This window comes from Rhodocaloribacter sp. (assembly GCF_056451265.1).
Genome location: NZ_JBWOPL010000003.1, coordinates 1 through 16892, shown reverse-complemented (window position 1 = coordinate 16892; position 16892 = coordinate 1). Strand labels below are relative to the sequence as shown.

The following is a 16892-nucleotide window of genomic DNA, read 5'->3' as shown; positions in this document are numbered from 1 at the left end:
TGACTTTTTACGAAGAGCCAGGGAGTGCCCAGGTGAATCGCAGCATCAAAGCCATGGCAATCGGGTGGTGCGTGCTCGCGCTCTTCCCTGGAGCAGTCCCGGCGGTGTACGGACAGCCGGAACCGGCCGGACGCCTTTCGGCGCAGCCGGTGTTTGTCGCCGAGGCGGGACGGCCCTTTCGCGAGTATTTTGCTCCGGAGGATTACGGCGGGCACGCGCAGACGTGGTCGGTGGTGCAGGACGGACGCGGGATCATCTACGTGGGCAACAACCACCGCGTGCTCGAATACGACGGCGCCGAGTGGCGGTCCATCCCGATACCGAACGAGAGCATCGCGCGCGGGCTGGCCGTCGACGCCGACGGCACGGTGTACGTCGGCGCGCAGGGGGAGGTCGGCTACCTCGAGACCGCCTCCGCCGGCGGCGCGCGATACGTCTCGCTGATGGCGCATGTGCCCGAGGACGCCCGCGACTTCGCCGACGTGCGGCGTGTGCTCGCGCTTCCGGACGGCGTCTATTTCCAGAGCACCCGGCAACTCATGCGGTGGGACGGGCGCGGCCCGATGCGCGTATGGCGCGCCGGGACCCGTTTCCGGCCGGCCTCGGCCGTGCGCGACACGCTCTTCGTCTCGGAGGACGGGCGCGGCCTCCTGGCGCTCGACGGCGACAGCCTGAGGCTCGTGCCCGGCGGCGAGGTCTTCGCCGACAAGTCGGTTTACGTCGCCTTGCCGGAGCCGGACGGCGGGCTCCTCATCGGGACGAGCGACCACGGACTTTTTCGCCGGGCGGGCCGGACCTTCACGCCGGCGCCCACCGACGTCGACAGCCTTTTCGCGAAGGGCTTTCTCTATAACGGCGTGACACTCCCCGGCGGCATGCGTGCGTTCGGGACGATCCGCGAGGGCGGTGTGATCCTCACGCGAGAAGGACGACTCGTGCGAAGGCTCGTGCCCGAAATGGGCGTGCCGCCGGATCCCGTGTTGGGCCTTCTCGTGGATCGGGAAGGCGCGCTCTGGATGGCGCAGGACGGCGGCATCGTGCGCCTCGACCTCGCCGCTTCCATGACGCGCTTCGACGAGGCGCTCGGGATTGGAAGCACCGTGGAAAAGATGATCCGCCATCGGGGGCGGCTCTATGCGGCCACCCGTGAAGGACTGCGTCGGTTGGAGACGCCGGCGACCGGTGTGCCGCGCTTCCACCCCGCGGGAGGAATCGAGGGGCAGGTCTGGGACTTCGTCGATGTCGGAGATGCCCTGATCGTCGGGGCTTCCGGCGGCGTGTACGCGCTGCGGGGAGAACACGCCGTGCGCATCCGGGCAGCCGATCAGGTCTATAGCCTCTATCGCGACCCCGACGCGCCCGACCGCATCTTCGTCGGCCTCGACGACGGGCTGGCCGTCGTCGAACGGCGCGACGGCCGGTGGCGTGACGCCGGACGGGTCGAAGGCGTCACCGAAGATGTGCGCTCCATCGCCCGCACCGGTCCGCACACGCTGTGGCTCGGGTCGGCTTTCCAGGGCATGGTCGAACTCGATTTTCGGCACGGCGTGGACCGCCCGCCCGCCGTCTTCCGGTACGACGTGACCGACGGGCTGCCGGAAGGGCGCGTGTACCTGTTCCACCTCGCCGGGCGCTGGAAGGCGGGCACACTCAAGGGCCTCTTCGACTTCAGGAGCGTGCCCGACGGCGCCGGCCGGCGCCGGCTCCTCTTCACGCCCGACACCACCGTCTCCGCCGCCCTCGACGATCCCGTACGCGACTTCTTCCGCATGGCCGAAGACGCGCGGGGCAACGTGTGGGCGCGCGTCAGCGGCGAGACGGGCGTCTTCCTCAAAGAACCCGACGGGCGGTATCGGTGGGTGTGGGACCGGACGCCGCTGCGCCGCATTTCACAATCTACGTTCTCGCTCTTTCCGGAGGAGAGCGGCGTGGTCTGGATCGGGCGTTCGAAGGATCTGATCCGGTATGATGTGCAGCGGAGCTTCCCGCCGGCCTCCCCGGCTTCGGCGGTGGTCCGGCGGGTGGTCGTCATGGGAAAAGATACGCTTGCCGGCATCGGTCGTGCGCGCGCGGACGCTTCGCCCCCCGCTTTCGACTATGCCGACCGCAACCTGCGTTTTCACTACGCGCTGCCCGTCTTCGACGATCCCGCCGCCACGCGCTATCAGGTCCGTCTCGACGGCTTCGAGGACGCCTGGTCGGAGTGGACGGCGGAGACGTTCAAGGAATACACCAACCTTCCCGGGAGCGACTACCGCTTCCTCGTCCGCGGGCGCGACGTATACGGGCGGGTCAGCGAGGCGGGCACGTATGCGTTCGTCGTGCTGCCGCCGTGGTACCGGACGGTCTGGGCCTATATCGGCTATGTGCTCATGGGCCTCGGGTTGCTTTTCGCGGCCGTGCGATGGCAGGAGCGCAACCACCGGGCGCGGGAGCAGAAGCTCGAACGGCTGGTGCACGATCGCACCGCCGAGGTCGAACGCCAGCGGGATCAGCTCGAAAAGCAGGCCCTCCGTCTGGCCGAACTCGACCAGATCAAATCGCGCTTCTTCGCCAACATCACGCACGAGTTCCGCACGCCGTTGACGTTGATCATCGGTCCGCTCGAAGATCTGCTCGACGTTTCCGAACTCAACGTGGACGACACCGAACAGGTTGGCCTCAGTCTCCGGAACGCCCGCCGGCTGCTCCGGCTCATCAACCAGATTCTCGACGTCTCCCGGCTGGAGGCCGGACGGCTGTATCTCCACGCGCGTCCGTACGATCTCGTTGCCTTCCTCCGGGAACTCGCGCGTGCGTTTATCCCGCTGGCGGAGCGGAAACGCATCACGCTCACCTTCGAGGCCGACCCGGAGACGCTGACGCTCTTTTTTGACGCGGATCAGATGGAGAAGGTCTTCGGCAACCTGCTCTCGAACGCGCTCAAGTTCACGCCGGAGGGCGGAACGGTGTGCGTGACCGTGCGCGAAGATGCCGGGCACGCCGTCGTGCGTGTGGCCGACACCGGGTCGGGCATTGCGGTGGAGGACCGCGCGCACATCTTCGATCGCTTTTACCAGACCGGCGAGTCCGACGCCAGGCTTCAGCCGGGCACGGGCATCGGGCTGGCGCTGGTCAAGGAGCTGGTCGAGCTTCACGGCGGGACCATCGCGGTGGAGAGCACGCCCGGGCGCGGCGCCACGTTCGTCGTGCGCCTGCCGAAAGGGAAGGACCACCTCGCGCCGGATCAGGTGGCAGAGCCGGAGGCTTCCGAGGCGGCAGCGGAAGAGGTGGAGGACCGGCTCATGCGATACGCCGATCTGCCGGCGGCGGACGATACGGCGGCGGACGATACGGCGGACGATACGGCGGCGGACGATACGGAGGCGGGCGGCGCCGGTGAGGACGTGCCGCTCGTGCTCGTCGTCGACGACAACGCCGAGCTTCGCGCGTTCGTGCGGCGGCACCTGGAGCCCCGCTACCGCGTCGCCGAGGCGGAGGACGGCGCGGCGGCTCTGGCGCTGGCCCGGCAGTGCGTGCCCGACCTCATCGTCTCCGACGTGATGATGCCCGGTATGGACGGCGACGCCCTGTGCCGCGCCGTCAAGGCCGACCCCGAGATCGACTTCGTCCCGGTCATCCTGCTCACGGCCCGCGCCTCGATGGAAGGCAAACTGCAGGGGCTCGAAGAGGGCGCGGACGATTATCTGACCAAGCCCTTCGAGATGCGCGAGCTCCTCACGCGGGTGCGCAATCTGATCGAGCAGCGCCGCCGCCTCCGCGTGCGGTGGGCGGGCGACGGCGCGGCCCTCCGGCTGACCACGCCCGAGGTGACGCCGTCCGACGAGGCCTTCCTCCGCGCTGTGCTCGCAGCCATCGAAGCCGACATGGCCGACGAGACCTTCTCCGTGGCGCGCCTCGCCGAAGTCGTCGGGCAGAGCCGGGTGAACCTCCACCGAAAGCTCAAACGGCTCTCCGACAAGACCCCCTCGGAGTGGATCATGACGCTTCGCCTGGAACGGGCCGCCGCCTTGCTTTCCGGAGGGGCGGGTTCCGTCTCCGAAGTGGCGTACGGCGTGGGCTTCAAGAGCGTGTCGTACTTCTGCAAATGCTTCCGGGAGCGTTACGACGTCACCCCCGCGCAGTATCGCGCCAGGGGTTGAGGACACGTCTCCGGACGCCCTGCCCCGCGCTTCCGCATACGCCTCTCCGGCTTCTCAATTGCCTCTCAAAAGGCCGCTTTTTACCTCAGTGACATCCTTTGTTACCTGAGTGATACCCCTCCTGCGGCGGAAAGGCTCATCTTTTCCCATATGCTTTTTTCGATCACACCATACCCCCCTTCCTGTGTTATTTGCCGTCGTGTCTGAACCGGACGATCCGACGAGCGGACCGGATGGCCAGGTTTTTCTCATCGTCGACGACAATGCCGAGATGCGGGCCTATATCCGGCGCTGCCTGCGTGCTTATGGCAGCGGGAAGAACCGTTTCCACGAAGCCGCCGACGGGCTGGAGGCGCTGGCGCAACTGGCCCGGCATGCCGTCACGGCGGTGATCACGGACGTGGTGATGCCCCGTATGGACGGGCTCGCGCTCTGCCGGGAGATCCGGGCGAGCCATCCGGGCATGCCGGTGCTGCTGGTGACCGGCGAGGCTCCGGAGGACGCCCGCCGCCTGGCGCAAGGCATCGACGCCGGAGCCGCGCTCGCCAAACCCTTCAACGCGAGCCGACTTCGGGCCGCCCTCGACCGCATACTCAACGAGATTTGACCTGCCCGTGAATCGCTTTTCTAAACCCGATCGCGTGAACGTTATGAACGACCACCGCACGCTCTCGCTTCGTTTGTTCCTGGGTGCGTTCCTCTGTCTCTTCGTCGCGCGCGCGTACGCGCAGGATACGATTCCCGGCACGCTCCTCGACTTCGACGGCGTCGACGACTATGTAGATATACCCGGTGTTGCCTTCGGTACGACCTATACCGTCGAGGGCTGGTTTAAGACTGACGGAGGTGGCCTCACCGACGCACAAGATCTCGTGAGCGGTGGGCTTTCTCCCGGAGTCGATTACCTGCTCGTTGAGCTAAGAACGACGGGGGAGCTTCGCTTTCTGCATCGCGTGCCGGCCGGTTCCGGTGGCGGCACAGATATCTTCTCGACGACCAACGTCAATGACGGTGCATGGCATCACGTCGCAGCCGTCATGACGGGCGCTGAAATACAATTGTTTGTAGATGGTGCGCTCGAAGCCTCGGCGCCGGAAACCACGGCCATTAACGATTCCGTGAATCTGTATCTGGGTAGTCTTAGTCAGGGTGACAGCCGGTTTTTCGGCGGTGAACTCGAAGAGACACGCGTATGGAACACGGCGCGTACCGAGACCGAAGTGCGGGAGGGCATGCACCGCACGATGACGGGCGCCGAGCCGGGGCTCGTCGCCTACTGGCAGTTCAACGAGGGCAGCGGTGCCACGGCGGCAGACGTGGTTGGTGGGAACGACGGTGCTCTGGTGAACGGCACGGCCTGGGCCGCCTCCGACGTGCCCGTGGCCGGCGGCGTGAGCGTGACGCAGACCGAGGCCGACGGCATGGTCGACTTCTCGGCTGCCGGTGTGACGATGAACTACGCCACGCAGAGCGGCGCTTCGGTCACCGTCACCCGCCTCGATTCGGCTCCGTCGGTCGTTCCCGGCACGCTCATCACACCCTTCGACGGCCAGTACTGGACGGTCGAGCGCTTCGGCGCCGGCGCGTTCAGCACCGATGTCACCTTCACCGTCGCCGAGGATTTGACGGCCGCCGATGCAGCGGATCCGGGGCGGATCAAGCTCTTCACGCGGGCGAGCACGGCGGGTGACGGAACATGGGGCGTGGCGACCGCGGCCTCGAGCGTGGACGCGGCGGCAAATACGGCGACGTTCACGGGGCTGACCGGCTTCGGGCAGTTTCTCCTCGGCCGCAGCGGCACGCCCGACCCGGAAGCGGGCACGCTGCTGGATTTCGACGGCATCGACGACTACGCCCTCGTGCCCGACAACGACGGCCTGGACCTGACCACCTTCACCGTCGAGACGTGGGTCCGCATGGACGCCGTCATCCCCGACTGGCAGCCCATCATCATCAAAGAGAATCAAAATTTAACGGTAGACCAGCGCAATTACGGCCTGTGGATTATACCCAGCACGCAAAAGGTACACTATTCAATGGCCGAGAGCGATTGCGCTACAGGTCATTCGTTCGACTCCATGGGCGATCTCTCGCTGGGCGAATGGCATCATGTGGCCACGACGTATGACGGGGCGAATTTCAACCTGTACATCGACGGCGTGCTCGACAGCACGCAGCCGGTCTCGATCACGCCGTGTCAGGGCACCGGCCCGGTGATGATGGGGTGGGGCGGTGTCATTTATTCTCCACTGGATGGCGCGCTGGAAGAATCGCGCATCTGGAGCGCGGCCCGCACGGAGACGGAGATCCGTGAGGCGATGCATCAAACGCTGACCGGTGCGGAAACGGGGCTCGTCGCCTACTGGCAGTTCAACGAAGGCACGGGCGACGTGGCCAAAGATGTGGTGGGCGGACAGGATGCCGGCCTGATCAACGGCGCCGCGTGGGTCGAGTCCGACGTGCCCGTGGCCGGCGGCGTGAGCGTGACGCAGACCGAGGCCGACGGCATGGTCGACTTTTCGGCCGCAGGCGTGACGATGGACTACACGGCTCAGAGCGGCGCTTCGGTCACCGTCACCCGCCTCGATGCCGCTCCGTCGGCCCTGCCTGTAGGCGGTTCGGTCGAGACGGTCTTCGACAGCCAGTACTGGGTCTTCGAACGAGACGGGGCGGGGAGCTTCAATGCGGACGTGACCTTCACCGTGACGGAAGAGTTGACGAACGACGTGGCCGGGCGCTTGCTTCTCTTCCGACGCGACAGCCGGGCCGGAAGCAATGCGTCCTGGGAACAGGTCGGCGCGGCCGACAGCCTCGACGCGGCGGCTCAGTCCGTCACCTTCCGCGGCCTCGACGCGTTCAGCCAGTTTATCATCGTGCGCGCCCCGGCGGCGCAGCCCGTCCCCGGAACGGCCCTCGCCTTCGACGGCGTCGACGACTACGTCGAGATCCCGGACGATCCTGCTTTCGCCTTCGACGCCGACAGCTCCTTCACTGTCGAGACGTGGGTTCGCTATACCGGCGACGGCGGCACGGGAACCGGCAGCGGCGCTATCATCGAAAAGTGGGACATCAATGAACTGAAGTATCCTTTCGTCTTGCGCAATCGCGTCGACGGCTTGCCCGGCAAGATCAGATGCGCGCGGTACGACGGCGTGCTGAATCCCGGCGCGAGTTCGTCTCGCACGGATCTCAACGATGGGCAGTGGCACCACCTCTCGTGTGTGCACGACGGCGCGTCCCAAACGCTCACGTTGTACGTGGACGGCGAGCCTCAGGAGACGGTGTCCACGGCAGGGATGGGCACGACGGTCAATGCCGGCCCCCTCTTCCTCGGGCGGCGCGGAAATGCAGTTCAGGAGTGGTTCGGCGGCGACCTCGAAGAGGTCCGCATCTGGCGCGTGGCGCGCACGGAGACGGAGATCCGTGAGGCGATGCACCGAACGATGACGGGCGCCGAGACGGGGCTCGCCGCCTACTGGCAACTCAACGAAGGCAGCGGCGACACCGCCTTCGACATCGTGGGCGGGCATGACGGGACGCTCACGGACATGGACGACGCCGACTGGATCACATCCGATACGCCCGTCGGCGGCGGCGCGAGCGCCACGGCCATTGCCGCCGTCGGCCCGGTCGACTTCACCGACGTCGACGTGACGATGGACTTCGTGACGAACGAGACCAATGACCCCATCACCGTCACGCGCCTCGACCTTGATCCGTTCGACGCGCCCTCGGGGACAGAGCTGACATTTCTCGGCGGGCGGTACTGGGTCGTCGAGCGCTTCGGCGACGGCGCCTTCGAGGCTTCGCTCACGTTCACGCTCGACGACCTGACGGCCGACGACGCCGCCGACCCCGGACGTCTCAAACTGCTCCGCCGCGACAGTCGCGCCGAGGGAGGGACGTGGTCCGTCGTCGCGCACGGCGTCTCCGTCGACGACGGCGCGGGTACGGTCACCTTCGACGGCCTCACCGGCTTCAGCCAGTTCGCCGTGGCTCGTGGCGGCACGCCCGGCACGCTCGCGGGCAACGCCGCCGCCTTCGGCGGTTTCGACTACCTCGACCTGGGCGACCTCGGCGATTTCGGGCGGCGGCTCGGACATGCCACGACGTCGTTCTGGATGAAGAGCACGACCACCGCCCCGGGTGCGATCCTGAAGGTCGAGGTCGATCCGGACGTGCCCACCTCGCCGATCTTTGCCGTCGAGGCAAACCGGATCCTCTCGACGGGTTGCACGGTCGGAGACGAGGCCGGGGCGACCACGTTCTACCTCCGCGACAACGCCGGGAAGACACTTGCCCGGTACCTCACCGAAGATCTGTACGACGGCGCGTGGCACCACGTGGCCTGGGTGATCGAGGATGCCGTCGCCAATGCGATGACGGTCTACGTGGACGGCGTCCCGGCGACGCTCAACGGCACCTGCTCGCAGGCTCCAGGCGTGTTCGTGGACTGGGGCGCGCCGCTCTTCGCGGGCGCCGCGAGTGAGGGCGGAGCCGCCGCCGACGGCGTCGACGTCACGCTGGATGAACTGCGCCTCTTCGACGTGAGTCAGACGGAGGAGGAGGTGCGCGCCACGGTGCATCGTCCCCTCGCCGGCGACGAGGTCGGGCTCGTGGCCTACTGGCAGTTCGACGAAGCCGACGGCGACGCCGTCGACGTGGTGGGCGGGCACGACGGAACGTTCATGAACGGCGGCGGCACGCGCGAAGCTTCGACGCTTCCGCTCGGCAGCGGCGTCTTCGCCTTCGACGTCGAAAGCAACGGCGCGCTCGTCTTCGGCGAGACGGGCCTCACCGCCGACTACCTCTCGCACAGCGGCTCCGGCGTCGGCGTCACGCGCATCGACCGGACGCCGACCAACCCGCCGGTCGGGTCGAGCATCGCGCTCCTCGACAGCACGTACCGGGTCATGGAACGCTACGACGGCGGGCCGTTCACCGCCGATCTCACCTTCGAGGCCGGCGGCCTGACGACGGACGACGAGGCCGACCCGTCGCGCATCAAACTCTTCCGCCGCGACGCCAACGAGGACGGGGAATGGCTGGTGGCCGCCGCCGGGAGTGCGGTGGACGCCTCCGCCGGAACGGTCACGTTTGCAGGCGTCTCGAACAGCGGGCAGTTCGTCCTGGCGCGCGGGGCGAGCGCCCCCGCCGTCGCCGGAAGCGCACTCGACTTCGACGGCGCGGACGACTTCGTCAAGCTCACCGGTCTCGTGCTTCCGAACACGTTCACCATCGAACTGTGGATCGACCCGCAGAGCGGCACGGACGGACGCGCTTTCTTTTCCAAAGACGTGGCCGACGGGGACGGCTTTTCGAGTCAGGACGTGTTCAACGTCGGTTTCTATGACGGAAGCCTGCGCGTGTATTTGCGGGGCGAGACGGTCGATGCGGGCGAGCGGGTGACGGGGCAGCAGCACCTGGCCGTCGTCGTGAAAGAGAGCGGTGCGGCGTCCGTGGTGACGGTCTACCGCAACGGCGTCGTGATCGCCGAAAAGACGCTGGCGGCGCGCCTCGACGACGACGGCAGCGGGCCGGACTGGACGCTCGGGCAGAACTGGGTGGAGGTGGGGCTGGCCAAAGCGATGGCCGATCCGCCCGCCGGGGACTTCTTCGACGGCGCGATGGACGAGGTCCGCATCTGGAACGAGGCGCGCACCGAAGAGGAGATCCGCTCGACGATGCACCACGTCTTCGGCGGCACCGTGGACGGGTTGCTCGGCTACTGGCCGCTCAATGAGGGCGCGGGCCTCGTGACCGCCGACCTCGTGGCCGGGCACGACGGCGCGCTCGAGGGCGGCACGGCGTGGCTCGACTCCGGCGCTCCCATCGGCGACGCCGTCACCGCCGACCGCACCGAGGACGACGGCGTGATCGAGTTCTCCGGCACGGACCTTCAGGCCGACTATGCCGCGCAGGACGGGGCCGACGTGTTTGCGACCCGCATCGACGGCGCGCCGAACCAGACGCCCGACGGGGTCACGGACGTCTTCGACGGGCAGTACTGGGTGCTCGAACGCTTCGGCACGGGCGCGTTCACCGCCGATCTCGTTTTCACCCCCGGAGAAGCCGTCGACGGCTTCGACGAGCTGCTGGCCGGTCGGCTCAAGCTCTATCGTCGTGCCGCCGAGGCGGGGGGAGCCTGGGCGCCCGTCGCCGAAGCCGCCGAGGTCAACCCCTTCACCGGCACGGTCACCTTCCGCCGGCTGACGGAACCCGGGCAGTATCTCCTGGTCCGCTCCGACGCCGCCGCGCTCGTGCTCGACGGCGTGGACGACTACGCGAGCACGACGAACACCGAGCCGCTCGACTCGTGGACGCTCGAAGCGTGGGTCTATGCCGACGCCGCGCCGTCGGACACGCTCACCTCGGCCGTCGTCGCGCGCGGGACGAACTATGCCCTTTTCTGGGATCACTCCGACGCGGACGCGCGCGGCGCGGCGGCCCTCACCATCGGCGGCACACAGTATACCGCCTCCTTCGGCGCGCTCGAAGCCGGGCGGTGGTATCATCTGGCCGCCTCATATGACGGCGAGACGCTCCGCGCCTATCGCAACGGCAAGCTCGTCACCGAGAACGAGGACCCCTCCGGCACGCCCGACGACGACGGCGCCGCGCTCGAGATGGGCCGCGACGCCGCCACCGGCGGGCTTTTCTCCGGCAGGATCGACGAGGTGCGTTTGTGGAACCTCTTCCGCACCGGCGACAAGATCCTCGAGGACATGCAGCACACCCTTGCCGGCGACGAGACCGGCATGGCCGGATACTGGCGCTTCGACCTCGAAGTGGCCGGCGGCGTCGGCGATCTCTCCGACGGCGGCCATGATGCCGTGCTCGAAGGCGACGCCTCTCTCACCGCTTCCGACGTGCCGGCGGACCTCGTCTTCCCCGGTGAGGTGACGGCCTCCGACGCCATCTATGAGGATAAGACCGACATCACGTGGGACCCCGTCGACGTCGAGGAAGTCACCATCGCCATCCTCCGGGACGGCGTGCAGATCTCCGTAGCCGCCGGCGACGAGACCACCTTCACCGACACCGAAGGGCTGCGCGGCGTCACGTTCGAGTACTGCCTCGTGCTCTCGGCTCCGCTCCGCGGCGAATCCAACCCCGTCTGTGACGAGGGCAGCCGCATCCTCTTCGCCCCCGACGGCGTGGCCGCCACCGACAGCACGCTCGCCGACGAGGTGCAACTGACGTGGACCGACCGCTCGGCCTTCGAGACGGCGTATAACGTCTATCGCGACGATGCTTTTCTGGCCGCCGTCGACCCCGACGTGCAGTCGTACAGCGACACCACGGCCATGCCCGGCGTGGCCTACACGTACTGCGTCGAGGCCGAGGACGAGGCGGGCGTCTCGTCGGAGCAACGTTGCGACGTCGGCAGCCGGGGCTTCGTGCTGCCCCCGCTCGACGTGGCCGCCACCGACGGGCAGTACCCCGACCGCGTCGTGCTCACGTGGGCCGATCAGGCCGCCGATGAGACCGGCTACCGCATCCTTCGCGACGACGCCGAACTTGCCGCCGTGGCCGCCGACGTGGTCACGTACGAAGACCTCGCGCCCGTCTCCGGTGTGACGCACACGTACTGCGTGGTCACGCTTAACGGCGCGCTCGAATCGCTGCCCGTCTGCGACACCGGCGGCATCGACATCCTCCCCGTGCCGGGCGGCTTCACCGCCACGTTCGACACGTTCGACGACCGCGTGGAACTGGCGTGGTCCGATCCGGTCGACTTCGAGGACGGCTTCCTCGTCTATCGCCGCGACCTGGCCGAGGCGGACTCGACGCTGCTGACCACCACCGACGCCGGCGTCAAAAGCTATACCGACACCGCCGCCGAGCCGGGGGTGGACTACCGGTACTGCGTGGCCACGCTGAGCAGCGTGAGCGGCAGCGACGTGGCCTCCGAGGCCGTGTGCGCCGTGGGCCGCCGCTCCCTCGTGCTGGCCCCGACCGACGTGGCCGCCACCGACGACGAACACGAGGACCACGTCGTCATCACGTGGAACAACCCCGCCACGCGCGCGGTGCTGATGAACCTCTATCGCATCGAGGCCGACACCACGCTCATCAAGACGATCACCTCCTCGTTGACGACGTACTCCGACTTCGAGCAGGCCTCCGGCGTGACCTACTCCTATTGCGTGGCCGCCGTCAATGAGGAAGCGTACGAGTCCGCATGGGTCTGCGACGACGGCAGCCGCAGCCTGCTCGCGCCGACGAGCGTATCCGCCACGGACGCCGAGAGCGAAGATTTCGTCGAAGTAACGTGGGTGGACAACTCGGAGATCGAACAGGGCTACCGCGTCTACCGGCAGGCGGCTTCGGAGGCTTTCCCGGCGCTCGTTGGCGAGACCGGCGCGAGCCAGACGTCGTTCCAGGACTTCACCGGCGTCTCTGCGGTCCCGTACACGTACAGCGTCGTCGCCTTCGACGCCTACAGCGAGTCCGAGCCGGGCCTCGACGAGGGGTTCCGCATGCTGGCCGCGCCCACGAGCGTGGCCGCCACCGACGGCGACTTCGAGGATCGCATCACGGTTGCGTGGCTCGACAACTCCCGCGCCGAGGACGGCTATCGCGTCTATCGTCGGGTGCTCGCCGCCGAGGATTCGGTGCTCGTCGGGACTACGGAAAAGAACCTCGGCTCTTTCGAGGACTTCACCGTGGAACTGGGGGAAACCTATCTCTACAGCGTCATCGCCTTCGACGACTTCGGCGCCTCGGCCTCGGCCTCGGATGAGGGCGCGACGGTGATCTTCCCGCCCGAGACGTTCAACGCCTCCGACGCCTACCCCGACCGGGTGGTGATCTCATGGATCGACCGTTCGGAGGTGGAGGAGGGCTATCAGGTGCTCCGGGACGACGTGCTCATCGCCACGACGACGGCCGACGCCACGGCCTACATCGACTCGACCGTCGTGCCGGGCGTGACGCACACGTACTGCGCGCGCGCCTTCGGCGGCGTGGCTTTTTCCGAAGAAGCCTGCGACGCCGGCGCGGCCGTGAGCGGGGACGGCATCGTGATCACGGGCGCGAACGACGTGGCCGCCTCCGACGGCGCCTTCGACACGCGCGTGCAGATCACGTGGTCCACGGCGAGCGTCGACGGCAGCCAGGGCTTCAACGTCACCCGCGACGGCGTCTCGATCGACGTTACGGGTGCGAACGCGAGCACCTACAACGACTTCGACGCAGCCTCGGGCAGCCTGGCGCTCTACTGTGTCACATCCGTGGCCACGGGGCTGGAGGTCGGCTGCGACTACGGCTGGACGCCGCCCGACGGCTCCATCAGCGGGCGCGTGGCCTCGGAGCTCGGCGGCGGCATCGGCGACGTCGCGGTGTGTCTCGACCCGAACCCGAACAAGGCGCTCCTCTTCGACGGCGAGGGCGGGTACGCCTCGCTGCAGGAGGTGACCTTGCCCGACGCCTTCACCGTGGAACTGTGGGTGCGGCCCTCGGCCCTCGACGGCGAGCAGGACCTGATCGTGCTGCCCGTCGCCGGCGTGCGGCTCGGCCTCTCGGGCTCGAAGGTGCGCGCCACACTCGGCGCAGACGTCATCGTGAGCGCCGACGACATCGTCTCGGCCGGGTGGCAGCATCTGGCCCTCGTCATCGAACAGGACCGCTCCGCCGGCACGAGCGCCGTGCAGTTCTTCCGCGACGGCGTCGCCCTCGTGGCCTCGACGACGGTGAATGCCGTGTTGCCGGAAACGCCGCAAGCCTGGCTCTTCGGCGGCGACACGGTGAATGCCGCCTACTTCGGCGGGCGCATGGATGAGGCGCGGTTGTGGTCGCGCGCGCTGACGTCGGAGGAGATTGCCGCTTCCGCTGCGGAAGCTCTCCCGCTCGCGGGCAACGAAGACGACCTGCTCGCGTACTGGCCGATGGATCAGGGCGCGGGCGGCATCGCGGGCGACCGGAGCGGCGGCAACGCGCACGCGGCCTTCGTGGGAGGCGTCTACTGGACCGAAGAGAGCGCCCCGCTCGATGCCTGCGCCGAAACCGACACCGAGGGCAACTACACCATAGCCAACCTGCGCTACGGGAACGGAACGTCCTTCACCGTCACGCCGAGCCTCGGCGTGCGCACGTTCGACCCGGCCTTCAAGACCATCACCCTCAGCGCAAACAGCCCCGTACAGAACGAAGTCGACTTCATCGACGTCTCGGCCTTCACCATCTCCGGCGTCGTGCAGTTCGAAGACACCACCTGCCCGGTGGCCGGCGCCAATATCTTCGTCGACGGCGACTTCAGAGGACAAACGGAATCCGACGGCACCTATAGCATTTCCGCCGACATCGGAGAACGCACCGTTGAGATCCGGAAGGGCGATGCCGGAGACGAGCACGCCTTCACGCCCGCTTCGACGACGGTGACCGTGGAAGATGACGTCTTCGGCGTCGACTTCACCGACGGCAAGACGCGCACGCTCTCCGGCTTCTTCGGCGGGAGTTGCAACACGGCCATCGGCACGGCCACCATCAAGATCTTCACCGCCGACGGGTGCTTCCTCAAGGAGATCGAGACCGACGCCAACTATGAAGTCGAGCTGCCGCCGCAGAAGTACCTCGTGCAGGTGACCGACGTGGAAACGTCCAACGCCGGACTCAAAGCCGACATCATCGAGTTCTTCGACAACCTCGGCGCGCAGGAAGTGGACCTGACCGAAGAGGCGGACACGCTCGATCTGATCTACCACGCGCCCCTGTCGGTGGCCATCACCGGCTTCCTCGACGCGCCGGCAACGCTCGTCAAAGACGGGGAGGCGCTCTGTCCGGCCGGCATCACCAAGCCCGAAGGCGGCGTCGTCGATCCCGTGCCGGTGCTGATCCAGCCCAGCGGCGAGCCCGGGTACATCCCGCTCACCATCAGCGTGTTCGAAGATTTCGGCGACGACGGGCTGTGCCCGGCCGACAGCGGGACGGTAACCGTCTTCGACGAGATCATCAACATGGGGGACACGCCCATCGAAATGACCATCAACGAAGACGGAATCGCCGTCTATGCCGAGGATCAGATCGACCCGATTACCGGCGACACCCTCTTCGTCAAAGGGGACCTCTACCGCACCCGCGCCAACTCTCCGAACATTGCCTCCGGGCAGACCGTCGATGGCGTGGACCGGTCGTTCCAGAAATCGCTCACGGCCATTGCGGAAGTGCCGGGGCGCGCGGCCGTCACCGAGACGGCCTGGGTGCTCGTCGACGGGGCGCTGGCCCGCACGTCCACCTTTGCCACGGAACCCGTTGACATGCCCTTCTACGTGCTTCGAGATCCGCCCGGAGACGGCTCCTATAGTTTCCTGGAAAAGGGCAGTGAGTTTTGCACGACCACCAAGGCATTCGCTTTCTTTGACAACGAAAACATGTTCGAAAAAAGGATTGCTACCGGGGTCCGGTTCTCCAAGGGTTTGGGCGTTTCGTTTCTTACCCAGACCCAGGTGGTCGGGGAATCCTCGGTGACCTTGAAAATAACAACCGGGGTCGAAGGCGCCGTCTCGTTCTGCACCAGCACCACTGAACGATACGAGACCTCCGGCGCAAGCACGTTCATCGGCGCTCCTGCGGACGTCTTCATCGGAGCCGGTGTAAACTTCGACTTCTCGCCGACGGACGTCATCGCCTTCGACGACGCGGCCTGCCGGATCACGAAGGACGAGGATATTTCCGTCGATCTCAATGAAAGTAACACGTGGGAGACCACCTACATCTTCACCCAGAACCATATTGAAAACACGCTTATTCCCCAACTCGAGGCCGCTGTCGAAGACCTGGAAGATGCCGATGAGATCGACCGGCTGACAACGGCGAAGGATAACTGGAGCGGCTATCTCGAGAAGAACGATGAGGACAAGGAGGAGGCGGAGCCCATCGATCAGGAATTGGCGGAAGGCACACTGGAGAATGTATCCTTCAGTTCCGGTGCGGATTTCAGCTTCTCGTACAGCGACCGCTTGAGTGGAGAAGGATCGATCGAGTTTAAGCTCTCCACCAAAACGGAGACGGGAATTTCGGCCGTCGTCAAGGAGTTCGGGTTTGAGGGTTCGCCTGTGGTGAAGGTCACAACGGAGTTTGGAGGCGGTTTCAGTCAGACGCTCGGTGGAGGCGAGAGCACCACGCGCGGCTTCGTCCTGGCCGATGATGACCTCGGCGATGTCTTCAGCGTGGACGTCAAGCAGGGGCAAACGTGGGATACGCCGATCTTCGAACTCAAGAGCGGCACCAGTTCCGGTCCCTGGGAGGAGGGCACGCAGAAACGCGACAACCCCACCTTGTCGCTCAATCCGCCCGAGTTGCTCGATGTGCCGGCGGATCAACCGGCCGTCTTCACGCTGTCGCTGACCAACCTGAGCGAGAGCAAGGAAGCGCGCGAGTACGTCCTGCGCACCGTCAGCACCTCGAACCCCGGCGGAGCCACGCTCAAGGCGCAAGGCAGCTCTATACAAAGCGGATTGTCTTTCTTCGTCGATCCGGATCAGACGCAGGAGATCACGCTGGAAGTTTCTCGCGGACCGACGAAGTACAATTATGACGACCTCGCCGTGATGGTGTATCCGCCGGGAGACTATGCCGTGTGGGGGGACGGCGGTTCGTTGCTGGTGGCGGATACGGTCTCTTTCAGCGTGCACTTCACCGCCCCGTGCAGCGACATTGCCATCCTCCGGCCGAAGGAGAACTGGATCTACAACGCCGACATGGCCGAGGCCGGCGACTCGCTGGAGATCATCCTGAACGACTTTGTGC

At 66.7% G+C, this 16892-nt stretch carries 3 protein-coding genes; all 3 read left to right on the top strand.

Annotated features, from left to right (window positions below; all coding sequences use genetic code 11):
- Positions 1 to 53 precede the first annotated feature (53 nt).
- Positions 54 to 4142 carry an ATP-binding protein gene (locus tag AC1HIY_RS00130; protein ID WP_479574672.1) on the top strand — a complete coding sequence of 1363 codons (4089 nt, stop codon included), beginning with the start codon at positions 54 to 56 and terminating at the stop codon, positions 4140 to 4142.
- A 184-nt stretch (positions 4143 to 4326) separates the two neighbouring features.
- Entirely contained in the window at positions 4327 to 4749 is a 423-nt protein-coding gene (locus AC1HIY_RS00125; RefSeq protein ID WP_479574671.1) for a response regulator transcription factor, read from the top strand.
- 43 nt (positions 4750 to 4792) lie between these two features.
- A partial coding sequence (locus AC1HIY_RS00120) for a LamG-like jellyroll fold domain-containing protein (RefSeq protein ID WP_479574670.1) occupies positions 4793 to 16892 on the top strand: 12100 nt, incomplete at its 3' end.